The sequence below is a fragment of the Sphingobacterium haloxyli genome (assembly GCF_002980525.1).
Lineage (GTDB): Bacteria > Bacteroidota > Bacteroidia > Sphingobacteriales > Sphingobacteriaceae > Sphingobacterium > Sphingobacterium haloxyli.
Genome location: NZ_PVBQ01000005.1, coordinates 175,199 through 198,164, shown reverse-complemented (window position 1 = coordinate 198,164; position 22,966 = coordinate 175,199). Strand labels below are relative to the sequence as shown.

General features: G+C 43.6%; 19 protein-coding genes. 11 read left to right on the top strand and 8 right to left on the bottom strand.

What is annotated here, in order from left to right; genetic code table 11:
- Nucleotides 1–168 precede the first annotated feature (168 nt).
- Nucleotides 169–1,080 carry an Rpn family recombination-promoting nuclease/putative transposase gene (locus C5745_RS08080; protein WP_105716487.1) on the top strand — a complete coding sequence of 304 codons (912 nt, stop codon included), beginning with the start codon at nucleotides 169–171 and terminating at the stop codon, nucleotides 1,078–1,080.
- Here C5745_RS08080 and C5745_RS08075 read toward each other — a convergent pair.
- Nucleotides 1,042–1,344 (bottom strand): DUF1016 N-terminal domain-containing protein, encoded by a 303-nt coding sequence (locus tag C5745_RS08075; protein WP_207795751.1) that lies wholly within the window; start codon nucleotides 1,342–1,344, stop codon nucleotides 1,042–1,044. The two genes, C5745_RS08080 and C5745_RS08075, sit on opposite strands and share 39 nt — an antisense overlap.
- A gap of 455 nt (nucleotides 1,345–1,799) precedes the next feature.
- On the opposite strand from C5745_RS08075, the gene C5745_RS08070 reads away from it, so the two are divergent.
- Complete coding sequence (locus tag C5745_RS08070; RefSeq protein ID WP_133166325.1) at nucleotides 1,800–2,231, top strand: hypothetical protein; 432 nt, start codon at nucleotides 1,800–1,802, stop codon at nucleotides 2,229–2,231.
- Here C5745_RS08070 and C5745_RS08065 read toward each other — a convergent pair.
- The 3 genes from C5745_RS08065 to C5745_RS08055 are packed head-to-tail and all read right to left on the bottom strand — an operon-like array spanning nucleotide 2,225 to nucleotide 7,022.
- On the bottom strand, nucleotides 2,225–4,531 hold the full coding sequence (locus tag C5745_RS08065) for a multicopper oxidase domain-containing protein (RefSeq protein ID WP_105716484.1): 2,307 nt from the start codon (nucleotides 4,529–4,531) through the stop codon (nucleotides 2,225–2,227). The genes C5745_RS08070 and C5745_RS08065 overlap by 7 nt on opposite strands.
- A 1-nt stretch (nucleotide 4,532) precedes the next feature.
- Nucleotides 4,533–4,754 carry a heavy-metal-associated domain-containing protein gene (locus C5745_RS08060; protein WP_105716483.1) on the bottom strand — a complete coding sequence of 74 codons (222 nt, stop codon included), beginning with the start codon at nucleotides 4,752–4,754 and terminating at the stop codon, nucleotides 4,533–4,535.
- Nucleotides 4,755–4,793: 39 nt separating this feature from the next.
- Nucleotides 4,794–7,022 carry a heavy metal translocating P-type ATPase gene (locus tag C5745_RS08055; protein WP_105716482.1) on the bottom strand — a complete coding sequence of 743 codons (2,229 nt, stop codon included), beginning with the start codon at nucleotides 7,020–7,022 and terminating at the stop codon, nucleotides 4,794–4,796.
- A 166-nt stretch (nucleotides 7,023–7,188) separates the two neighbouring features.
- Here C5745_RS08055 and map point away from each other — a divergent pair, with 166 nt between their 5' ends.
- Nucleotides 7,189–7,953 carry a type I methionyl aminopeptidase gene (gene map, locus C5745_RS08050; protein ID WP_105716481.1) on the top strand — a complete coding sequence of 255 codons (765 nt, stop codon included), beginning with the start codon at nucleotides 7,189–7,191 and terminating at the stop codon, nucleotides 7,951–7,953.
- 18 nt (nucleotides 7,954–7,971) lie between these two features.
- Here the strand turns inward: map and C5745_RS08045 are convergent, their stop codons facing one another.
- Nucleotides 7,972–8,532 (bottom strand): helix-turn-helix domain-containing protein, encoded by a 561-nt coding sequence (locus tag C5745_RS08045; RefSeq protein WP_207795750.1) that lies wholly within the window; start codon nucleotides 8,530–8,532, stop codon nucleotides 7,972–7,974.
- 52 nt (nucleotides 8,533–8,584) lie between these two features.
- Between C5745_RS08045 and C5745_RS20725 the strand changes: the two genes are divergently transcribed.
- The 7 genes from C5745_RS20725 (at nucleotide 8,585) to arsB (ending at nucleotide 13,876) form a co-directional block, all read left to right on the top strand.
- Complete coding sequence (locus C5745_RS20725) at nucleotides 8,585–8,710, top strand: hypothetical protein (protein ID WP_262508120.1); 126 nt, start codon at nucleotides 8,585–8,587, stop codon at nucleotides 8,708–8,710.
- A 149-nt stretch (nucleotides 8,711–8,859) separates the two neighbouring features.
- Entirely contained in the window at nucleotides 8,860–9,657 is a 798-nt protein-coding gene (locus C5745_RS08035) for an alpha/beta fold hydrolase (protein WP_207795749.1), read from the top strand.
- Between the two features lie 74 nt (nucleotides 9,658–9,731).
- Entirely contained in the window at nucleotides 9,732–11,189 is a 1,458-nt protein-coding gene (locus C5745_RS08030; protein ID WP_105716478.1) for a glycoside hydrolase family 28 protein, read from the top strand.
- 139 nt (nucleotides 11,190–11,328) lie between these two features.
- Complete coding sequence (locus C5745_RS08025) at nucleotides 11,329–11,661, top strand: ArsR/SmtB family transcription factor (protein ID WP_105716477.1); 333 nt, start codon at nucleotides 11,329–11,331, stop codon at nucleotides 11,659–11,661.
- A 70-nt stretch (nucleotides 11,662–11,731) separates the two neighbouring features.
- Nucleotides 11,732–12,196 carry a DUF6428 family protein gene (locus tag C5745_RS08020; RefSeq protein WP_105716476.1) on the top strand — a complete coding sequence of 155 codons (465 nt, stop codon included), beginning with the start codon at nucleotides 11,732–11,734 and terminating at the stop codon, nucleotides 12,194–12,196.
- A gap of 18 nt (nucleotides 12,197–12,214) precedes the next feature.
- The gene (locus C5745_RS08015) at nucleotides 12,215–12,829 is read left to right on the top strand and encodes an arsenate-mycothiol transferase ArsC (RefSeq protein WP_105716475.1); all 615 of its coding nucleotides are present in this window, start codon (nucleotides 12,215–12,217) and stop codon (nucleotides 12,827–12,829) included.
- A gap of 3 nt (nucleotides 12,830–12,832) precedes the next feature.
- Nucleotides 12,833–13,876 (top strand): ACR3 family arsenite efflux transporter, encoded by a 1,044-nt coding sequence (arsB, locus tag C5745_RS08010; protein ID WP_105716474.1) that lies wholly within the window; start codon nucleotides 12,833–12,835, stop codon nucleotides 13,874–13,876.
- Between the two features lie 15 nt (nucleotides 13,877–13,891).
- Here the strand turns inward: arsB and C5745_RS08005 are convergent, their stop codons facing one another.
- A complete protein-coding gene (locus C5745_RS08005; protein WP_105716473.1) occupies nucleotides 13,892–15,427 on the bottom strand; it encodes a SulP family inorganic anion transporter in 1,536 nt (511 codons plus the stop codon).
- A 354-nt stretch (nucleotides 15,428–15,781) separates the two neighbouring features.
- On the opposite strand from C5745_RS08005, the gene C5745_RS08000 reads away from it, so the two are divergent.
- Nucleotides 15,782–18,277 carry an Ig-like domain-containing protein gene (locus C5745_RS08000; protein WP_105716472.1) on the top strand — a complete coding sequence of 832 codons (2,496 nt, stop codon included), beginning with the start codon at nucleotides 15,782–15,784 and terminating at the stop codon, nucleotides 18,275–18,277.
- Nucleotides 18,278–18,315: 38 nt separating this feature from the next.
- Here C5745_RS08000 and C5745_RS07995 read toward each other — a convergent pair whose 3' ends face one another.
- Together C5745_RS07995 and C5745_RS07990 are read right to left on the bottom strand one after the other, a co-directional pair.
- Nucleotides 18,316–19,734, bottom strand: coding sequence for an efflux transporter outer membrane subunit (locus tag C5745_RS07995; protein ID WP_243403284.1), 1,419 nt, complete (start codon nucleotides 19,732–19,734; stop codon nucleotides 18,316–18,318).
- Nucleotides 19,735–19,750: 16 nt separating this feature from the next.
- Nucleotides 19,751–22,948: an efflux RND transporter permease subunit gene (locus C5745_RS07990; protein WP_105716470.1), complete on the bottom strand. Its 3,198-nt coding sequence runs from the start codon at nucleotides 22,946–22,948 to the stop codon at nucleotides 19,751–19,753.
- Between the last annotated feature and the right edge of the window lie 18 nt (nucleotides 22,949–22,966).

Genomic DNA, 22,966 nt, shown 5'->3' with positions numbered 1-22,966 from the left:
TTTTTGTGGACCGACGCGATGTCGCTGTACGACGACGTGATACTTCCGTGCGTTGATGCTACACTTCCGTGTGGGTTCATGACCGTCATTTAAAACATTTAAACTAATATTTTTAGTTTTTCATGAAATTCTTTTTTACCTTTGAGGCAGAATCCAATTGTAAGTATTATGAAAAAGAACAAAAATTTTCTGGGTAAGTATGTAGATATGTGTACCGACTTCGGTATGAAGCTATATTTTGGCCCGGATGGTGGAAAGCCAAATCTCATCAATTTTCTCAACGGTCTTTTTGAAGGGGAGAAGGTCATCAAGGATCTCGAATATCGTCCTGCCGAGCACAATGGTACGCAAGACGCTGATCGCAAGGTCGTCTTCGATTTGTACTGTACCAGCGAAGATGGCGGCCACTTCATTATCGAGATGCAGCAGTTGTCACAGGAGTTTTTCAAGGACCGGACGGTGTATTATACCTCCCGTCTGATTAACAAGCTCGTTCCGCGTGGGCACAAAGGCAATACATATGAATTGCCGGAAGTTTACTTCATCGGTATACTGAACTTTGTTCTGGACCGTTCGATCTCCGAACAGTACTGTTACGATGTGGCACTCTGCGATAAGCGTAATGGGTCCGTGTTTTACGACAAGCTGGGCTACAAGCTGTTGGTATTGCCGAATTTTGACAAGAAACAGCCTGATATCAAGAGTTATATGGATATGTGGCTGTATATATTCAAGCATATAGAAGAGCTGGAGGAAATGCCGAAATTTTTGGATTCCAGAATTTTTGGACTTATATTTGATATCGGAAAGGTAGCAAACTTAACGGAATCGGACATGAAATTATACGAATCGAGTCTTAAGAACAAACGGGATGCGGAAAGTGTCCGCCTTACCGCGATTAAGGAGGGTCATCGGGAAGGAATGGAAAAAGGAATGGAGAAAGGTCGTCTGGAAGAACGTGCCAAAGCCGAGGCGGAAAAACTCAAATATGCCTTGAATTTAAAGAAGAGGGGACTTTCAGTAGAAGATATAGCCGAAGATTTAGGGCTTACTGTTGAGCAAGTCGAAAGACTGAAATAGTTTTAACATTCTATAGTTTTGAAAGGTGTTTTCCGGTTCAGGAAGCACCTTTTTGATTTGTACTCTTGTAACTGCTCTAATATAAAACCATTCTAATTTGGCACCCCAGTCTGCCTGATCTTCCCAATGAGGAAAAGTAAGATAGCACTTACATATATCGCGTGGCGTTCGTGTACTAGAACCATTGCCTAGTCCATCTGATAGGTTCTGTAATATTTCTTGGCCATATGCGCCTCGATCTTGTCCTTGTTGCTCTTTTTCCACGATACGTTTCCCATCTCCCAATATGTGTTCCCCTGTCAGGAAAACGTACCCCCGTTTGGAAAAAACGGGATGTCAAGATCTCAAAAAGGGTTCACGGAAAGTCAATAAGTGTTCCCAAAAAAGCACCCTTTAGCGTAATTTCGCCGCGAAGATCGCTACAGCTTTCCGACCTAAAACAAACTAAGAATTTGCTGCGCTAGATCAGATTGGTGTCGGGGAAGTGTATTGTTCAAATTGGTAATAGCCAGCCCTTGACGATGTATTTGCTGCCATCCGAGAAGCCGGTGTATTACTTTACGAAAGCAAGGGTATGGTCAGTTTCTGCCCAGAGGATGCCGAATTAATTAAGAAAAATGAGGATCCACTAGCCTGGTGGGAGTGAAAATCGTTCATCGAATCGCGGAACAGTCAATTATTTGTTATTTTTAACGATAAAATATCTAATTGATTGAACTATGGCTTTTATAAAATACGGACTTTCGCTTTGTTTGTTAATGGTCAGCTCAATGGGCTTTAGTCAAACCAAACTACCGTCTATGACAGTGAAGGATATCGATAAATCAACAGCGTTCGAGGAGCTGATAGAGCTTTTTGGGGACAGCGATTATTTTATCCAAAACATGGAGAAAGATGCTGGATTTATCCAAGTAAAATCTGTGATAAAACAGCGAGGTATATTTGCGAAACGAGCAGGGAACAGATTCACCTATAACATTTTGCTAAAACAGATTGGCGAGGGGCTTATTCAGATTAATTTCCAAGCCAATCCGGAAATATCCGACAGAACCGAAGATGGCTACTATTACAGAGACGAAGGCGTCTCCTATGATCCTAAAGATTATGAAGAGATATTAGCCTTCATCGAATCTCATTTCGAGAATCAGTAATTCACAGCCAATCCCACACCAAAACCCATATCACTGTCATAGTGCGTGCGGATACCAAGGTTTCGGGTCATGATATAGCGTAAATCCAGCATATATTCTTTATCGGTATTGACCATAAAACCTGCGCGTACGCGTCTGGAGACAGGGATGTCTTCACGCATTAAGGCCAAACGAACGATGCCGTCGTGATAAACCTCCGCCTGGAAATTGACGAGCATAGGTAACGTATACATAACCCCGACGCTAAAGGCACTTCGGTTATCTTTTTTGTTTACCTGTCCGAACATATTCTTTTCCTGCTCATTGTGTCCCATTTTCCGGTATCGCCAGTCAAAGCCTACAAAGGGCATGAGCCATTGCATTTTGCCGATGTACCGGCCGAAGTGAGTTTCTACCTCATAGCCATGTTTATCGTGATAACCTAGCCGCCATTCTGTACCTAAGCTCCAGCGTGTATTCTGTAGCATTGCCTGTCCATCATTCCCATTGGTCGCAAAATCGTTTTCCGCCATGAAGTGAAGCATATTGCTTTCTCGCTGTAGTACTTTATAAGCTTTTTCCTTGTTCGGGAGCAGATCATTTTGGTAATCACCAACAGCAAATACACGATTCATACCCGCCATCATGTGATATAAAATATGGCAGTGGAAAAACCAGTCACCTTCCGTGTCTGCCATAAACTCGATGGTGTCCGTTTCCATAGGCATAATATCCAGCACATTCTTTAAGGGAGCATACTCGCCTTGCCCATTGAGTACACGAAAATCAAAACCATGGAGATGCATGGGGTGGCGCATCATGGAGTTATTGAATAGGATGATACGTAAAACTTCGCCTTTATCCACCGGAATTTTGTCTGTTTCAGATAAAACCTTATTGTCCATACTCCATACGTACCGATTCATGTTTCCTGTCAGTTCAAAACGAAGTTCCTTAACGGGCGTATCGCTAGGCAATGTCGTTTTGTGAGGCGATTTCAACATGGTATAATTTAAGGTAACCGGTGGTGAGGACGGTTGCTGCGTTCCCTGATCATGATGGTGCTCAGCCTTGTGCTGGGGCTGTTTATCCTGATGTTGATGGTCGTGCTGATGTTCTTCGTTTGTATGATCATCTGATGATGGTGTGCCATGGTCGTGATGAGCGTCTTCCGTCGGAATTTCTGGATACATCACCGCGTTCATATCCATCTTTTGAAGCCCCATATCCATGCCCATATCGTCCATGTCACCATTCATTTTCATCATGTCGTTCATCATCTTCATCCCCTCAAAGTACCGTAGTCGGGGTAAAGGCGAAACGAGTTGGCGAATCCCTTCACCGATATAAATCGAAGCAGACCCCGAGCGATCTTCCGCTGTGGCCATCAGCTCATACGCCGTATGTTCTGCCGGAAGATCGACAACAATATCATAGGTCTCCGATACACCGATGATCAGGCGATCCACTTCTACGGGCACCACATCGTTACCATCGTTAGCAACAACGGTTATTTTGCCACCGGCGTAGGTGATCCAAAAATAAGAAGAAGCTCCCCCATTGATAAGACGTAAACGCACGCGATCGCCCGCTTTAAATTGAGAAAGTTGCTGTTCGCTTGTCCCGTTTATCAAGAACTTTTCGTAGTACACATCACTAACATCCATCGCCTCCATGCGTTTCCATTCATTGGTCACTTTGGTTTTAAAATGTCCTTTTTTGATGGCTTCCGCGTAACTTTGAACGGTATTTTTTTTGATGCCAAACCAATCGTTACCACTGGCTAGCATACGTTGTACGTTATGTGGATGGAGATCTGTCCATTCGCTCAATACGATCGGGATAGTAGGGATGTCGTCGATCCCCTTCCGAAAGGTGGTATCTCCGTTTCGTTTAAGAAAGATAAGCGAACCGTACATGCCTATTTGTTCTTGAAAACCCGAATGGCTATGATACCAATAGGTGCCATTTTGTTTTACGGGAAAACGGTAGGTATATGTTTCACCGGCGGGGATCGGCATCTGTGTTAAGAAAGGAACACCGTCTTCCCGATTGGGTAACTGCACACCATGCCAGTGCAATGAGGTGCTTTCTTTGAGCTGGTTGTGCAATACAATTTCAGCTGTGTCGCCTTCCGTAAATGTTAATGTAGGCATCGGAATCTGTCCATTGACTGCAATGGCGTGTTTTGTTTTTCCGCTGTAGCTAACTAATGTATCCGCAATATACAGATCGTATCGAACCACTTTCTGAGCAAAAGCGGCAGAAACGGATAATACAAACGTAAGCAGGAAGGACAGACACCGGTTGTACATATTCATTTTAACCTTGCACGGGTTCTATATTAAACCCTGCTTTTTGTACCGAATCGATCACGTCTTGTTCGCTTGCTGTGTCGGCAACAACGGTCAGGATTTTATCCTTGTTGTTCGTGTCTACTTCCCATTCGGTCACACCGTTCAATCCATTTAGAAAGGAGCTTACGCCGGATACACAACCGCTGCAATTGATGTTTGTCTTGAATTTAAAAGTTTTATTTTCCATGTTGATTATTTAATTATGCGTTATAGATTATAATGTTCATCACTTCTTTAGTCTTAACCGTAAACTGTTGCTTACAACGCTAACACTACTGAGCGCCATAGCTGCACCTGCAATCATTGGGTTCAGTAGAAACCCATTGATTGGATAGAGTATACCTGCTGCTATCGGGATGCCTATTAAGTTGTATATAAAAGCCCAAAATAGATTTTGTCGGATGGTCGCGACGGTTTGTTTAGATAACCTAATGGCGGCCGGTATTTTTTTCAAATCGGAAGAAATAATAGTCATTTTAGCCACATCCATGGCAATATCACTTCCTTTGCCCATCGCGATGCTCACATCAGCGGTCGCCAGCGCAGTACTATCATTAATGCCGTCGCCTACCATCGCGACCACTTTACCTCGTTTATGTAATTCCTTGACGAAATCCGCTTTTTGCTGTGGTAACACCTCCGCCTTGTAATGCGGGATGCCTGTCTGCTCTGCGATGGCTTTGGCCGTGGCTTCATTATCGCCGGTAAGCATATACAATTCAATATCCAGATCCTTTAACTGTTGTATAGCTTCAAGGGACGTTTCTTTGATCTTATCGGAGATAGCCAGTACTGCAAGTGCTTCTTTATCGTTGGCAAACCAGATTACCGTTTTGGATGCTGCACTCCAAGCGTCAGCGTGTTGCTGCAGTTGCGGAGCGATGTGAATACCGTTTTCTGATAGTAGCTTTTTATTTCCTGCATAATAATCCTCGCCTTCATAAGCGGCTTTTGCTCCTTTTCCGGTAATACTCTCAAAAGAGGAGAGTGGAATTGGTTTAATGTTTTCTAAATGCTTGACTACAGCATCAGCTAAGGGATGTTCAGACTGTTTTTCCAAGCTAAACAAAACCTGTTGACTAACAGGATCTTCACGCAACCATTGTATATCGGTTACCTGAGGTTTCCCCTCGGTAATCGTGCCTGTTTTGTCCAAAATAATAGCGTTGACCTTTTTTGCCAGTTCCAAGCTTTCGGCATCTTTAATGAGGATGCCTTGTTCCGCTCCTTTTCCTACGCCCACCATAATCGCGGTAGGTGTTGCTAAGCCTAAGGCACACGGGCACGCGATAACCAAAACAGTTACAGCGGCTAAAAGCCCGTGAATAAGCCCTTCACTACCATCCAGTGTTAACCAAAGGATAAACGTGAGGATGGCAATGCTGATGACGATCGGAACGAATATACCGGCAATTTTATCAACTAACTTCTGAACGGGAGCTTTGCTGCCTTGCGCATCCTGTACCATTCTAATGATTTGGGCAAGCATCGTTTCTTTACCCACTTTGGTAGCCTTGAACTGAAAACTGCCTTTTTGATTTATTGTTCCGGCAAATACTTTTTCATTCTCTTTTTTCTGTACGGGAACCGGCTCGCCACTGAGCATACTTTCGTCTACATAGGAATTACCTGATGTAACCATCCCGTCGACAGCAATTTTTTCGCCTGGTTTGACCAATATCACATCGCCGACATTTACATCGTCAATAGCAACTTGCTTTTCTGTGCCATCAGGCAGCATTAGAATGACGGTTTTTGGTTGTAGGCCCATAAGCTTTTTAATGGCGGAAGAGGTATTGCCTTTCGCTTTTTCTTCTAGTAATTTACCTAACAGAATAAAAGCAATGATAACCGCTGCCGCTTCAAAATACACGTGAGGTTCCAGATTTCTTTTTAGCCAGAATTCCGGAAATAGCATATTGAATACACTAAATATATAGGCTATACCGGTACTCAGTGCAACAAGGGTATCCATATTTGCGGAGCGATGTTTGGCTTGTTTCCACGCGTTGCCAAAAAAATCTTTACCCAGCCATAAGACAATCGGTGTTGAAAATAACCACATGATCTCATTGCCGTAAGGCATATGCATAAAGAACATGCCAATGACGACTACGGGTATCGATAGGATAATGGCCCAAATGGTCTTGTTCTTTAGTTTTTTATATTTTTTTTCATGGATATCCTCTAGCGTTTCCTGTTGAGCGCTCTCGTTTTCGAGGAACAAATCATAACCGATGTCTTGTAATGCTCGTCGCATAACCGAGGCGTTGGTCATGTTGGGGAGATATTCCACCGTTAAGGTGGCATTTGCAAAATTTACGGATGCGTTTAACACACCGGGCAGGGCCTTTACTGTGCTTTCCGAGCTGACAGCACATCCAGCGCAGGTCATGTTAAGTACCGGGAAGGATTGCTTTACTGTGATCTCTGTTTGTTTGTTGTCCGTTGCCATATCTTTACCTTGCTTATTACAAAACAAAATTGAGTATAAACGGTTGGTTTTCTCTTACACTATTTCGGAAAAGAGTTGTAAGATTTACTCCTCGTCTTTTTTATGTATCTTTATTTTCACCATTATTTCTTAATTTCGGAAGCAATAAAATTTAGACTTAACGTGTATGTCGATAACAAACGAAACGGAATTGCTGGGTATGAAAAAAGTGAGCGAGGCTGTTGCCTGCACCTTGAAACAAATGATAGATTATGCTCGCCCCGGTATGACGACAAAGGAGTTGGACGATTATGGCGCAAAAGTGCTTTCCGATTTTGGTGCCAAATCCGCACCCTATCTCACTTACAATTTTCCGGGTTGGACATGCATATCCGTTAACAATGAATTTTTTCACGGTATTCCGTCGGATAAGCGTATACTACAAGAAGGAGATATTGTGAATATAGATGTTTCTGCCGAACTGGATGGTTTCTGGTCCGACAACGGTGGGTCTTTTGTGTTGGGACAAGATATTAACCAACATCAACATCTAGTAGAAGCATCTAAATATATTTTAAAAAAGGCTATTGCGAATATCCGAGGCGGGACGCGGATTGCTGATATCGGTCATCTGATAGCATCAGAAGCAAAAAAGCGAGGTTATAAGGTGATCAAAAACTTTGCAGGACACGGTGTAGGTAGGGGCCTTCATGAAGAACCGCATGATTTGTTAAACTATAGAGATAGATTTGATAAGCGAAGGTTCAAGAAAGATTCGGTTATCGCACTAGAAACCTTTATTACAACAGATTCTACTTTGGGACAGACGCTGGCCGACGGCTGGACAGTGGTTGGGGATAAAGGGGGGTATATGGCACAGCATGAACATACCATAGTGGTAACGGGAGACAAGCCCATTATCTTAACAGAAATGAACGGCATATTAAATTAGAAATTTACGTTGTATCCGTTACACTTCATCCAGGGGTTTCCGTTTATCTTCCTTTATCTGTTTAAAATGACTTGGCGACAACCCGGTGACTTTTTTAAACTGGTTGCTCAGATACGCGACACTGGAATATCCCAATTGGTAGGCAATTTCGCTAAGCGACAATTCATCGTATACCAATAGTTCCTTAACGCGCTCGATTTTCTGCGCAATATGGTATTTCTCAATGGTGATACCCTCCACTTCGGAAAATAGATTGGACAGGTAATTGTAATCGTGCTTAAGCTGGTCTGCTAAAATATCGGAAAGATTTACGGTACGCTCTCCATCCTGCTCCCGCACCCATTTTATGACGATGGTCTTAATCTGCTCAATCAGCTGGCTTTTTTTATCGTCGATCAGTTCGAAGCCGAGCGGCTCTAATACTGCCGATATCCTTCCACGTTGCGTACTATCTAGCTTTTCCCTGAGTACAACCTCTCCGAGTTTTATCGCGTCGATATTAAATCCTAGTTTTTCTACCTCTTGTCGAACCACCATGATACAGCGGTTGCATACCATATTTTTGATATATATAGTCATGTTATTACGTATTATAGGAGCTTTTGGCTCTTATACAAAGAAACGAAGAATAATGTCATTTTTTATCTTCTTTTTCACCGTGAAAAAGAAGCAAAACCGGAACGAAGTGGAACTCACCGAAGGTAAACCTTTCTACATACTCAACAAAAAAGAAGCGGAATTAACCGGTAAAATTTAGATTATGCAATTGTACTATCCCATCCTTAATCTTTTAATGCCACATAACAAAATTTTGATATCTGTAGAAATACCATTTTTGTACTATCTTTTGTATCAAAATTTTTAAGTGGCGATTTTTTTGGTCCTTTTTTTCTAAAAAAAAGGACAATGAAAACCTTATCTTTACCCACTATGAAAATTTTACATTCACGAATATACGGAGAAGATCAACCAGGTACACCGCTATTGGTGATGCACGGCTTGTTTGGCATGTCTGATAATTGGGGAAGTTTCGGTAGGGAATTTGGAGAACAAAGGTCTATCCATTTGCTTGATCTACGCAACCATGGACAGAGTTTTCATAGCGAAGATATGTCGTTAGCGGCGATGGTCGACGACCTGGAAGCTTATGTACAACACTACGGACTTCAAGAAGTCGATATTTTAGGACATTCGCTAGGAGGAAAGGTAGCTATGCAATATGCGATTTCCAAATCGACAAATATCCGAAAATTGATTATTGCGGATATTGCTCCGAAAGCTTATCCGCCGCATCATGAAAAAATAATTGAAGCGTTGCAAGCGGTTAAAATTAACGAATTAAGTAATCGTAAAGAGGTAGAAGAACAACTGCGTCAATATATAGATGAAACCGGTGTTATTCAGTTTTTACTTAAAAATGTTTACATAAAGGAAGACAGAACGTTAGACTGGCGCTTCAATTTAAAAACGTTGACCGACAAATATGCAGAGTTTATTACCGTAGGCGTAGAGGCAGGTGTGTATGATGGTGAAACATTGTTTCTGGCGGGGGAGAAATCCAATTACATCTCGGAAGCAGATTATCCCATGATAAAAGAGATGTTCCCCCATTCGGCCATCCAGACCGTTCCCAAAGCTGGACACTGGGTACAAGCCGAAAATCCGAAAGCGTTTAGCGAATTGGTGACACAATTTTTAAGTTAGATCGATTTTTATTTATATCTTTCAAGCTAATTGTCGGTAATAGTATGAAAACATATTCAATTAAGTAACTACATATGAAGCAAGTGCGTAATTTATTAATCGCTGCAGTTTTACCTTTTAGCTTGTTGGTAAGCTGTGGAGAATCACAAAAAAAAACACAAGAGACACGAGAAACGGATCAAGCATGGAAAGTGGCTGATAGCATACGGACATTGATTGTTGAACCTAATTTTGCGAAGAAGGATTTTCTAATTACAGAATACGGAGCAGGCTCAGATAGCACAGTTCTTAGCACGCAAGCTATCAATGACGCCATCGAAGCCTGTCACCTCGATGGAGGAGGCAGGGTTGTTATCCCGAAAGGAACATTTTTGACGGGTGCTATTCACTTGAAAAGCAACGTAAATTTACACCTGGAAGACGGTGCAAAATTGTTGTTTAGCCGGAATACGACGGACTACAAGCCTTTGGTCAAAACACGCTGGGAAGGCATGGAATGTATGAATTACTCGCCTCTAATTTATGCTTACGGGCAGGAGAATATCGCCATAACAGGCAAAGGAATACTCGATGGAAATGCAAATAATGAGCATTGGTGGCCGTGGAAAGCAAAGAAGGAATATGGCTGGTCAGAAGGAATGGATAATCAGCTTGCTGCGGTCAAAAGGCTTACCCAGCAGGTGAAAGACGGAACCCCTGTAGAAGATAGGGTATACGGGGACGGACATTTCTTACGCCCACCTTTTATCCAACCGTATAACTCTTCCAACATTTTGATAGCAGACGTAAAGATTATTAACGCACCTTTTTGGAATATTAATCCGGTGTTATGTGAAAATGTTACTGTTCGGAATGTAAGCGTGGTAACACACGGTCCCAATAACGATGGCTGTAACCCCGAATCAAGTAAAAATGTGTTAATAGCCGGATGTTATTTCGATACGGGTGATGATTGTATAGCCATTAAATCTGGTCGGAATGAAGACGGTCGGTCTATTGGACGTCCTGCTGAAAACCATATCATCGAAAACTGTGAGATGAAAGACGGGCACGGAGGTATTGTAATCGGTAGCGAGATATCTGGAGGCGCTAAAAATATATTTGCCCAAAATTTGAAGATGGACAGTCCAGAGTTAGACCGCATATTGCGTATTAAAACAAGCTCCCTGCGGGGAGGTGTCATCGAGGATATCTATATGCGTAATGTCGAAGTCGGTACATACAAAGAGGCTGCCGTTTTAGTAGATATGTTTTACGAAAACCCAGGTGATTTTATGCCTACCGTGCGTAATATTACTGTCGAGAACCTAAATGTTAAAAAAGGAGGAAAGTTCGGCGTCTTGATAAATGCCTATGAAGAATCTCCCGCAGAAAACCTGAAAATTATCAATTCGAATATCGACGGGGTGGATGTGCCTATTCAAGCTAACTATACAAAAAACATGGTGTTCGACAATGTGCTGATAAACGGAAAACTCGTAACGGACGAGGACGTTCAGTCCACTTCCGAGGCCGATTTTGAGAAGTTTTAGCAATCGACAATACAGTGTCAGAAAGACAATTGGCAGGGCATGAGCATTCCCTGCCAGTTGTCATATAGAAATAAAATCATAAAAATATTTTGGAATACAATTTTTATTATCGTAATATTGCGATTATAAAATAAAGGCTATGGGACTCACAAGATCCGAAATATTTACAGAAGAGCAGAACAAACTGGCATCCTTGTTTAAGGTTTTGGGTCATCCTGCCAGGATAGCCATATTGCAATTTATTATTAATCAAAAAGCTTGTATCTGCAATGACTTAGTCGAAGAATTAGGATTGGCTCAAGCGACAATTTCACAACATTTAAAGGAACTAAAAAACAGTGGACTTATTCAAGGAACTGTTGAGGGAAAATCTGTTTGTTATTGTATTGACGAAGGGGTATGGGAGCAGATTCAAAAGGAATTTATGGCATTCTTCAGCCAAGAGGTAAAGGTCACTAATTGCTGTTCATAATATTTTTTTAAATAGTAACATCGTGATATTGCAATATAACGTTTAATTTAAATTTTTAATTATATTTTTTATGAAACTGTCACACATCAAAGAAATCCTTCCAACATTGGGCAATGTTGAATTCCAGTTGGAGGACGGAACATTTGTCCCCGAACATTTTCATGTTACGGAAATAGGACAAATCATCAAACATTTTATAGATTGCGGTGGTGTAATCCGTAAAGAGAAAGCAATAAGCTTCCAATTATGGAATGCCAATGACTACCAGCACAGATTAAAACCGGGAAAATTATTGAACATTATAAAGCTGTCTGAAGAAAAATTGGGAATTGAAGATGCAGAAATCGAGGTAGAGTATCAAAGCGAAACGATAGGGAAATACGACTTGGAATTTAATGGGAAGAATTTCGTCTTAAAAAACAAACAGACAGCTTGCCTAGCAAATGATGCATGCGGTATTCCCGCGGAGAAACCGAAAGTAAAATTAGCGGAGTTGAATGCCAATTGTTGTACACCCGATTCAGGATGTTGTTAAATACGAAAAGCAATCGCCATGTATAGTAACCTAGTCGAAACCATCAGGAGAAGCGTTGATACGCAGACGTTAAATGAAGAACGTAAAACGATTTTGCAACCGCTAATAGATTTTGTACAGCAAAAGGTAAACAACCAACAGGCTATAAATCTCCATTTTATTTGTACCCATAATTCACGGAGGAGCCATTTAGCGCAAATCTGGGCACAGGCTGCAAGTATATACTTCCATATTCCGCACGTACAGTGCTATTCGGGTGGTACGGAAGAAACGGCCTTATTTCCAAAAGTCGTGGAAACATTGGCTAATCAAGGGTTTCAGACTTTTAAAATTGCAGACAATGATAATCCTATATATGCCATAAAGTACAGTGATAATGCGCTACCTGTTATTGGTTTTTCCAAAAAATACGATAGCCCGTTCAATCCGGCGTCAGCATTTGCTGCTATTATGACTTGTTCGCAGGCGGATGGCGGATGTCCGTTCATCGTAGGTGCAGAAAAGAGAGTACCTATTACGTTTGAAGACCCTAAGGTTTCCGATGGGACACCGGAACAGGCACGTGTTTATACAGAAAGAAGTTTGCAGATAGCAACCGAGATGTTGTATGTTTTTTCAATGATTAAAAGATAACCAATGCAAACAAAACTTAAATTTCTGGATCGCTATCTCACCTTGTGGATATTCCTGGCAATGGCGGCCGGCATAGCATTGGGATATTTCTTTCCTGGCATTTCCAATGTTACTGACGCGTTAACTGTAGGAACGACCAATATCCCCTTAGCTATCGGACTGATACTGATGATGTATCCGCCATTGGCCAAGGTGGATTATTCATTGTTGCCGGGAGCATTCAAGGATAAAAAGGTCATTGGTATATCGTTGTTTCTTAATTGGGTGGTGGGGACAGTACTGATGTTTGGACTGGCCGTCCTATTTTTAAGAGACGAACCCGATTATATGACAGGCTTAATACTTATCGGTTTGGCGAGGTGTATAGCAATGGTTATCGTATGGAACGATTTGGCAAAAGGTAATAGGGAATATGCTGCATTATTGGTCGCGTTGAACAGTGTTTTTCAGATTCTAAGTTACAGTTTCCTCGTTTGGTTGTTCATCAATGTGTTGCCTAGTAAATTGGGATTGGCCACTTTCGACGTGAGCGTTTCGATGAAAGCTGTAACCCAAAGTGTATTGTTGTATTTGGGTATTCCTTTCCTGGCAGGATTTATTAGTCGTCAGGTCCTTGTCAAATCAAAGGGGATCGAATGGTTTAATCGGAAATTCGTACCCTTTATATCGCCGCTTACATTATACGCATTATTGTTTACCATTGTGGTGATGTTCAGCTTGAAAGGCGACAAAATACTGGAGTTACCGATGGACGTTGTAAAAGTAGCGGTGCCGCTCGTAATTTATTTTGTACTCATGTTTTTCGTGAGTTTCTTTATCAATAAGTCGCTAAATGTCCCTTACGACAAGAACGCTTCCATCGCATTTACGGCCACGGGGAATAATTTTGAACTAGCAATAGCCGTGTCCATAGCCGTATTTGGTATTCATTCGCCACAAGCATTTGTGGGGGTTATCGGACCGCTTGTCGAAGTTCCCGTGCTGATACTGTTGGTAAAAGTGAGTTTATGGTTAAAAAAGAAGTGGTATACCAGGGGATACGCGTGATATCCCTTGGTCCCACTATTTATTTGTCATTACTTTATAGGTAGGGTCTTCCAGTATATTTACGTGAATAACCGATTCTGCATTTTTAAGCAGTTGTCTGCAATCAGGGCTTAAATGGCGCAAATGTATTTTTTTTCCTTCCTTGTGGTACTTTTCGGTGATTTTATGTAGCGCTTCAATGGCAGACATGTCAACAACTCTGCTTTCCCTGAAATCTATCAATACTTGCTCTGGATCATTAAGCACGTCAAATTTCTCGATAAACGCGGTGGTGGAACCGAAAAAAAGTGGGCCATAAATTTCATAGTGCTTTACGCCTTGCTCATCTATAAACTTTCTGGCACGGATACGCTTAGCGCTTTCCCAAGCGAATACCAAAGCGGAAATCACTACGCCGATCAATACCGCTAATGCCAAATTATGTAAAAGCACGGTTATCACAGCGACTAACATGCCGATAAAAATATCGTGGCGCGGCATTTTATTGATAATCCTGAAACTGACCCATTCAAATGTGCCAATAGCCACCATCATCATTACACCGACTAGAGCAGCCATCGGAATTTGTTCAATTACAGGGCCGCCCACCAAGATGATCAGCAAAATGGTGAGGGCGCCAATAATTGCCGAAAGTCGAGCCCTTGCACCCGCGCCGATGTTGACTAGGGTTTGGGCTACCATTGCACATCCGCCCATTCCGCCAAAGAAACCGTTGGTAATATTCGCAATGCCCTGTGCTGCGGCCTCACGATTGGACTGGCCCTTCGTATTGGTTATTTCATCAACCATGTTTAACGTTAGCAGACTTTCAATTAGCCCTACACCAGCCATGACCAGCGCATAGGGGAAAATAATCTTTAATGTCTCTACATTAAAAGGGATTTGTGGTATATGGAAGGAGGGAAATGACCCGCTTACAGAAGCAATATCGATCACTTTCTTTGTATCGATGTTGAGAAAATAAACGATCCCGAATACAATTAATATGGCAACCAAAGAGGCCGGAACAACTTTGGTGAATTTCGGTAATATAAATACAATGGCTATGGTAAGTATTGTCAATCCGATCATCAAATAGAGTGCGGATCCTTGCATCCAACTTTCTGTCCCATTATCGACGACTTTGAATTGTGCAACCTGCGCCATAAAAATGATGACGGCAAGGCCATTTAGAAAACCATACATGACCGGTTGCGGTATTAAGCGGACAAACTTGCCAAGTTTAAAAAGACCGACTAGTAATTGTAAGATACCCGCCAACGCGACGGCGGCAAAAAGGTATTCGACGCCGTGTGTGGATGCCAGTGCTATAAGGACAACAACTGTTGCTCCGGCACCTCCCGACACCATTCCCGGCCTGCCTCCGAGGATAGCCGTAACGATACCCATTAAAAAAGCTGCATAAAGCCCTGTTAGAGGTGATAGTCCTGCTAATATCGCGAAAGACAAGGACTCGGGGACCATCGTCATAGCAACGGTTAAACCCGCTAAAATCTCATTTTTGTAATTGATTTTTTGGCTGAAATCAAATAAGTTCAGAATTTTTTTCATGTTAATAAAAAAGTAATATTGTACAATTGAATTGTCACCTGAGGCGAAACACCTGTGTACGGCACGATAACCAATATAGTAATTGGGAGAACCAACTGGTTATCCTTGCTTTAAGGCGGAGTAATTTGGGACGGTATGTTTACTGTTCTTTTCATTCGATGGACCAAAGATACGATTTCAGATAAACTATGCAATATAAGCTTAGCTAGGGACGCTAAAAAATAGTGCGCTTCTCTTTGTAACCAATTGATTTTCGGTAAGATATTATAAGAAATCGGGAACATGATATAATAAAGAATCCGTCGGGTATCCTAGATTTGAATAAATGTAAATAGCTGAATCAACTAAATCTCTATGAATACTATTCTTTCTCGTTCACTTGCCTCTGGCCTCACCTTGTTTTGCTTATTCACGGCTCAATCAATTTTTGCCCAGCAGAAACCGGTGGTGAAGGTGGATCTAAACGAAAGCAGCCGCCGGGTCGCTGAGACCAATGAAGTTGGCTATTCCTCATGGCAGGTAAAAACCAGCACCTCCGATAGTTTTACACAAGGCGACATAAAGGTAACCTTCACAAAAATAGGAGCTGGAGCCGGTGAGCTAGCATCCGAATGGTACAAAACAGGCATGGGGTCGCCTAACTTTGCCTATCTGGTTTCCGATGGCCTCACGCTGAAAGACGGGGATGCAGCAGGAAAGATTGAAATGCGTATCAGCGGGCTACCCCAGGGCGAAAATACTTTGCTGACTTATCATAACATACCCCATAGCCCGGAGCATAACAGGTTTAGCCCCATTGTGATTTCGCATAAGGGTAGAAGGCAAACGGTGCAGCCGAGCGTAAGAGCACTGAAAACGGCGGACGCAGTAACTGCTTACACGCATCTAGAGGTAAGACACGGCGAGGATGCCGTAGTGGTATTTGAGGCCGGAGATGGAGCTGGTTCCGTAGTCAGGGATTTGGTTATCAACGCGTTTGAGATTAATACCCCTGATGCAGCGAAGCAGGCACACTCACCGTCGCCGGGGAATGCTGACGAACATGCAGAACCGCAGGACAAAAAACTCAATTTAACCTGGAAGGCGGCACCCGGAGCTACAAGACACGAAGTATATTTTGGATTGGATTCAGCCACGGTTGCAGACGCTACACCTTCCTCTCCTGAATTCAAGGGTGAGCAAAGTGCAACGGAATTTCTAGCTACCGATCTTTACAGCATGAATACCTACTACTGGCGAGTAGACGAAATAACGGGTGAGGGCAAAACGAAAGGTGACGTCTGGTATTTCAGACCAGCCCAACTGGCGTTTCCGGAAGCCGAAGGCTACGGACGCTATGCACGCGGCGGCCGTGGAGGACGCGTAGTCGAAGTTACCAATCTGAACGATAGCGGGCCGGGGAGCCTGAGGGAAGCGGTCGAAAATCATACCGGTCCCCGGACTATCGTTTTTGCTGTTTCGGGTATTATCCATCTGAAGTCCCGTCTAGTTGCCAATCAGCGCTATGTGACTATTGCCGGACAAACAGCGCCGGGAAAAGGCATCTGTATCGCCGGTGCTCCTTTTGGATTCACGGGGAACGACGTCGTGGCGCAGCACCTGCGTGTTCGCTTGGGCGCGGGAAAAACAGCAGACGGCATGGGATTGACAGGTGCGAATTACAGCATTGTCGACCACTGCTCGATCAGTTGGACTATAGATGAGGCTTTCAGTTCGCGTGGGGCAAAAAATATTACCTTACAGCGGACGTTAATTTCCGAAGCACTGAACTCGGCGGGCCACACTAAATATGAAAAGGGCAAAATGCACGGGTATGCTGCCAGTATCGGCGGAGAAATTGGTAGTTTTCATCACAACTTGCTGGTACATTGCTACGGTAGAAACTGGAGTTTGGCCGGGGGGTTGAATGGTGACGGATTTTATAAAGGCAAGCTGGACCTTCGTAATAACGTGGTGTACAACTGGGGAGCCAGAGCCACAGACGGCGGCGCCCATGAGGTTAATTTCGTGAATAATTATTACAAGCCGGGTGCTGGAACGACGCAGTTCTTCGCCTTCATTGGAGACCACGAAAATGTCGGAAAAGGAACACAGCGGTGCTATTTCACCGGTAATCTGATGCCTGGACACTTTGACGAGCGTAATCAGGAAGTGGGTAGAAATGCAAGATATAGCAACGGCGATTCCGAAAAGTACGAAACCTTTGTGGACCAGCCATTTTTTGATCCTAAAGTGACTACGCATAGTGCGCGGCTGGCCTATAAATTGGTGCTGTCTGATGTGGGCAACAACCGGCCTGAGCTGGATGAACACGATCAACGCATTATCCAGGAAACGATCGACAGTACGTATTCGACAAGAGGTAGTATATCCGGCAAACCCGGTTTTCCGGACCATCAGGATGATGCTGGGGGCTACGATGATTATCCAGAAGTACGGCGTGCTGCCAACTGGGACAGCGACCATGATGGATTGCCGGACTGGTGGGAAACGCATCGGGGCTTAAACCCTGATTCTCCTAAAGGGGATTTTTCAGATGCCAATCTCGATAAAAACCGGGATGGTTACACGGAATTAGATTATTACCTGCAATGGATGTCCAAAGCACACTATAGCGCAGCGGCGGGTGAATCTTTTGAAATAGATCTAAACAAGTTGGCTAGTGGATTTACACAAAACCCGAGGTTCAAAGCAGGTAATACAGAGAACGGTACGGTATCGGTTGAAAATGGAAAAGCGATTTTCAAACCGGCAGCTGCAGGCGTAGGTTCATTTGAGTTTACTGTTACGGATGCCGAAGGAGATAGTATGACCCGCAAGGTGAATATTCTCAGCGGAACAATCATCTAGTACGCGTCTACGATCTCCTTCGGTTTTATCCATTCGTTTTAATTCGACCAGCCTCCGCCGAGGGCCCGATATAAATCTACCACAGCGACAAGCTCCGCCTTATGGATTTGTATTAATTCCAGTTCACTCTGTAAGGCGCTACTTTGTGCAGTGATAACTTCCAGATAGGTGGCGCTACCGGTTTCGTAAAGTAAATCAGCGTGCTTAACAGCCGCTTTTAACCGATTTGTTTTGTCCTGTACAATCTCTTGTCGCTCTTTTAGCTTTTGTATAGAGATCAACGCGTCCGAAACTTCACCAACTGCAGTGACGACAGATTGCCGGAACTGAACCACACTTTTTTCGTATTCAACGCGTGCAACCTCGTACTGGGTCTTTAATTCTTTTCGTTGAAGAATAGGTTGTGTTATACTACCAGCCACAGCCCCAAAAAGGGATGCAGGGATATTAAACCAATTGCTAGCTTTAAACGCATTGACACCGGCTTGCGCCGTGATAGATAAAGAAGGATACATCTGGGCTCTAGCTACATGATGATAAGCTTGCGAGGCCGTTACCGATAATTCGGCTTGTTTAACATCAGGACGCTTACTCAATAATTCGGCGGGTACACCTACAGCCAAATCCGTGGGGAGGTTGACAGCATCTAGTGTCGCCGCAGTACGTATTTCTTTTGGAAAGCCGCCGCTAAGAACATGCAAAGCGTTCTCCTGAAGTAAGATCTGCTGCTGAAAATCGGGGATTAATGCAGCTGCCGCCTGCCGTTGTGCTGCAACTTGCTCCAAGGCCAACAAATTGATATCGCCTACATCATATTGGTGCTGGACCACTTGAAGGGTGCTATCGCTCAGCCTTAAATTCTGCTCCGCGATTTCTTGGAGGCGATAGAGCATCAACAGTTGGTAGTAGCCTTTGGCCACCTGATTAACCAGCTGTGTTTGAATCGCTTTTCTAGCCTCTTCGGTTTGTAAATACGACGCCAGCGCAGCTGCCTTTTTTCCTTTAATCTTGCCCCAAATATCCGCTTCCCATGACAAGCCTAAGCCAACAGTATAATCTTCAAGATGGTTCTGGCCTAAAAATTGACCTAAACTCAATCCGTTTAGACTATTATTGGAGGGATTGGTACTATTGGCCTGTACTTGTAGCTGCAAGCTGGGCAGGTTTCCTGCTTTAGCTTGGGTGAACATCAATTGTGCCGATTCGATATTCTTGAGCGCAAGCTGCATATCTACATTCTGCTGCAGCGCGGTGTCGATCAGCTGTTGTAAAACCGGGTCTTGAAAAAATTCCCACCAAGGAACATTACCGATACTGCTGTCAGCATCTACTGCTTGCTCGCTACGGAAGGACGTGGGAGGAGCCAGTGTGATGTCATTGCTTAGCCTTTTGGTTTGGCATGCCCACAAAGAAGCGGAAATGGCCAAGGAAAAGAGAAAACTACTTTTTATTTTCATCTGCATAATTTTAAAATTAGGAATGTACGGATGTCCTGTCTACAAAAGCGAGTTCCTGGTGATGGGAGGGCAACACCTGTTCGTTGGCTCTGGATCCGCTAACGCGCTCCTGAAGATATTGGAATACAATAAACAAAATCGGAATAACCAAGAGCCCTAATACTACACCAGACAGCATACCTCCAGCAGCCGCGATACTAATTGCATGGTTTCCTTGCGCAGAAGGTCCTACCGCGCTCATCATGGGAATCATACCTGCGATAAAAGCAAGCGATGTCATAATGATAGGGCGGAGGCGCAGTTTAGCCGCTTCTAAGGCGGCCTTTGTGATAGACTGTCCCCGTTTCCTTCCCTGAAGAGCAAATTCGACGATAAGAATGGCATTTTTTGCCAATAATCCGATTAGCATAACGAGGGCTACCTGTACGTAAATATTATTGGATATGCCCGTTAGTCCAATAGCTGCGAATACACCGAATACGCCGGTAGGAATTGATAAAATTACCGCCAATGGGATAATGTAACTTTCGTATTGTGCAGCGAGTAAGAAGTAAACAAATACAAGGCATAAGACAAAAATGATCGTCGATTGGCCTCCGGAAACCAGCTCCTCTTTGGTCATCCCTGAAAATTCATAAGTGAAGCCTGTAGGTAAATGCTGACGGGCAACTTCCTCTACGGCTCTTATGGCGTCGCCAGAGCTATAGCCCGGGTTCGGTATAGCGTTGATACCGATAGAATTAAAAAGATTATATCGGGACGCCGTTTCTGGACCGTATACGCGTTGCAATTGAACTAGTGTCGTAATGGGCACCATACCACCGTTTTGATTTTTGACGTATATACCATCCATCGCGGACGGTTCTGTACGGTTTGTGAAATCCGCTTGTACCATAACGCGGTAATATTTACCAAAGCGGTTAAAATCGGAGGCCTGCGCGCTGCCGAAATAGGCTTGCATGGTGTGGAGGATATCCCTCGTCCGGACGCCGAGTTGTTCAGCCTTTATATCATCAACTTGCAGCTCGTACTGTGGATAATCCGCCCGAAATGTGGTAAAGGCCATCGCAATTTCGGGACGCTGCATAAGTTGCCCGATGAATCCTTGTCCTATATCGCTAAACTCCCGCAGCTCGCCACCGGTACGGTCTTGTAAAACCATATCCAAACCGTCAACATTACTGAATCCTGGCACGGTAGGGAAGGTGAATACAAAGAAATTGGCACCCTTGATGCTGGATAGTTTTTGGTTAACCTCCGCCATGATCGCATCGATATCTTTAACTTCACCGCGCTCCTCATGTGACTTAAGCAAGATAAAAGCGACACCAGCTGAAGGACTTGTGGATTGTGTCAGGATATTAAATCCGGCCATTACGTTGAGTGTTTTGGTGAAGGGGGCGTGTTGCAGCTGTTGCTCTGCTTCTTTTAAGGCTTGGGATGTCCTATCTAACGATGCTCCGGCAGGCATTGACAAGGAGATAGCGATAAAGCCTTGATCTTCCGAAGGAATAAAACCTGTCGGTGTTCGCTGTACCATGAAGATAGTCACCAGGATTACTATCACTAGCCCAGACAGACCCACCCATTTGCGACGAATCAAAAAGCGCAGACTTCCCACGTAGTTTCGCGTTAATTTCTCGAAACCCACATTAAACCCAGCGAAGAACTTTTCCTTAAAGCCGAGCCGTCTACCGTTTGCGGGGCTATGATGGACAGGTTTCAGAAACAGGGCACAAAGTGCGGGACTTAACGTCAATGCATTGACGGCAGAGATAACAATAGCTATCGCCAATGTGAAAGCAAATTGCCGGTAGAATACACCCGTGGATCCTTCCATAAAGCCAATGGGGAGGAAAACGGCCGACATCACCAGCGTGATAGATATAATAGCTCCTGTTATTTCTCCCATCGCGGATGGGGTAGCTAACTTGGGAGGCAAGTGTGTATGTTCCATTTTGCTGTGTACAGCTTCTACAACAACGATGGCATCGTCTACCACTATCCCGATGGCTAACACAAGCGCAAACAGTGTGAGTAAATTGATCGAAAAACCGAAAAGCTGCATAAAAAAGAACGTACCAATAATGGCTACGGGAACAGCTATTGCTGGTATCAACGTAGACCGGAAATCTTGTAAGAACAAGAAGACGACCAGAAAGACCAAAATAAATGCTTCTATCAAAGTGTGCTTTACCTGATCGATAGATTGATCAAGTGCATCTTTGGTGTTATAGAGCACCAGGTGTTTTACACCCTTTGGAAAATTGAGAGACGCTTTGTCCATAAATTCCTGTATGGCGATCTGAATTTCATTGGCGTTGGAACCTGCTAATTGCATAATACCGATATTCAAACCGGCCTTGCCATCAATGCGTGTATGACTGGCGTACGTATAAGACCCCAGTTCGACACGAGCCACGTCCTTTAGTCGCAAGACAGATCCGTCCGTATTGGAACGGATAATGATGTTCTCGTAATCCGTAGGTTGGTTGAGTTTTCCCTTATATTTAATGACAAATTCAAACGCTTCTTTGCTGTTTTCGCCAAACTTACCGGGAGCAGCTTCCATGTTTTTATCTTGAATGGCAGCCATTACCTCCGCGGGTGTCAGTTTGTAAGTCGCCATCTGATTTGGATCCAACCAGACACGCATCGAATAGTCCTTACTTCCGCCGAAGGCAATTGCTTGTCCCACCCCAGGAATCCGTTTAAGTTCTGGAATGATATTGATCTGGGCGTAGTTTGTAATAAATGTTTGATCGTATTTTGCTTCATCTTCCGTGTACAGATCCAACACCATGATCAAGCTATTTTGCTGTTTCGCGGTCGTGATACCTGCTTGAACAACTTCCGTAGGAAGCTGGCTCGTAGCTTGGGACACACGGTTCTGTACGTTAACCGCTGCTTGATCAGGATCGGTGCCCAACTTGAAATACACCGTGATCATCAAGGAACCATCGTTACTGGCGGTTGAACTCATGTAGCTCATGTTTTCAACACCATTGATGGATTCTTCTAACGACGGAGCTACTGCACGTAACACCGTTTCGGCATTGGCACCTGGATATAGAGCTACGACCTGAACAGCTGGTGGTGCAATATCAGGGAACTGCTGTAACGGAAGTTTCAGAATACCGATAATTCCTAGAATGACTAGTAAAATCGATATGACCGTGGCGAGGACGGGGCGTTCTATAAATTTTTTGAACATGTTGCGCTGGAGTTAAAG

Bases quoted from the DNA above. Each gene is read 5' to 3' on its own strand.
- C5745_RS08020 (WP_105716476.1), top strand. From the start codon at position 11,732: ATGAAACTGTCACACATCAAAGAAATCCTTCCAACATTGGGCAATGTT.
- C5745_RS08015 (WP_105716475.1), top strand. From the start codon at position 12,215: ATGTATAGTAACCTAGTCGAAACCATCAGGAGAAGCGTTGATACGCAG.
- C5745_RS08080 (WP_105716487.1), top strand. From the start codon at position 169: ATGAAAAAGAACAAAAATTTTCTGGGTAAGTATGTAGATATGTGTACC.
- C5745_RS08070 (WP_133166325.1), top strand. From the start codon at position 1,800: ATGGCTTTTATAAAATACGGACTTTCGCTTTGTTTGTTAATGGTCAGC.
- C5745_RS08045 (WP_207795750.1), bottom strand. From the start codon at position 8,532: ATGACTATATATATCAAAAATATGGTATGCAACCGCTGTATCATGGTG.
- C5745_RS08030 (WP_105716478.1), top strand. From the start codon at position 9,732: ATGAAGCAAGTGCGTAATTTATTAATCGCTGCAGTTTTACCTTTTAGC.
- C5745_RS08035 (WP_207795749.1), top strand. From the start codon at position 8,860: ATGAAAACCTTATCTTTACCCACTATGAAAATTTTACATTCACGAATA.
- C5745_RS20725 (WP_262508120.1), top strand. From the start codon at position 8,585: ATGTCATTTTTTATCTTCTTTTTCACCGTGAAAAAGAAGCAAAACCGG.
- C5745_RS08065 (WP_105716484.1), bottom strand. From the start codon at position 4,531: ATGAATATGTACAACCGGTGTCTGTCCTTCCTGCTTACGTTTGTATTA.
- C5745_RS08025 (WP_105716477.1), top strand. From the start codon at position 11,329: ATGGGACTCACAAGATCCGAAATATTTACAGAAGAGCAGAACAAACTG.
- C5745_RS07990 (WP_105716470.1), bottom strand. From the start codon at position 22,948: ATGTTCAAAAAATTTATAGAACGCCCCGTCCTCGCCACGGTCATATCG.
- C5745_RS07995 (WP_243403284.1), bottom strand. From the start codon at position 19,734: ATGAAAATAAAAAGTAGTTTTCTCTTTTCCTTGGCCATTTCCGCTTCT.
- C5745_RS08060 (WP_105716483.1), bottom strand. From the start codon at position 4,754: ATGGAAAATAAAACTTTTAAATTCAAGACAAACATCAATTGCAGCGGT.
- C5745_RS08005 (WP_105716473.1), bottom strand. From the start codon at position 15,427: ATGAAAAAAATTCTGAACTTATTTGATTTCAGCCAAAAAATCAATTAC.
- arsB (WP_105716474.1), top strand. From the start codon at position 12,833: ATGCAAACAAAACTTAAATTTCTGGATCGCTATCTCACCTTGTGGATA.
- map (WP_105716481.1), top strand. From the start codon at position 7,189: ATGTCGATAACAAACGAAACGGAATTGCTGGGTATGAAAAAAGTGAGC.
- C5745_RS08055 (WP_105716482.1), bottom strand. From the start codon at position 7,022: ATGGCAACGGACAACAAACAAACAGAGATCACAGTAAAGCAATCCTTC.
- C5745_RS08000 (WP_105716472.1), top strand. From the start codon at position 15,782: ATGAATACTATTCTTTCTCGTTCACTTGCCTCTGGCCTCACCTTGTTT.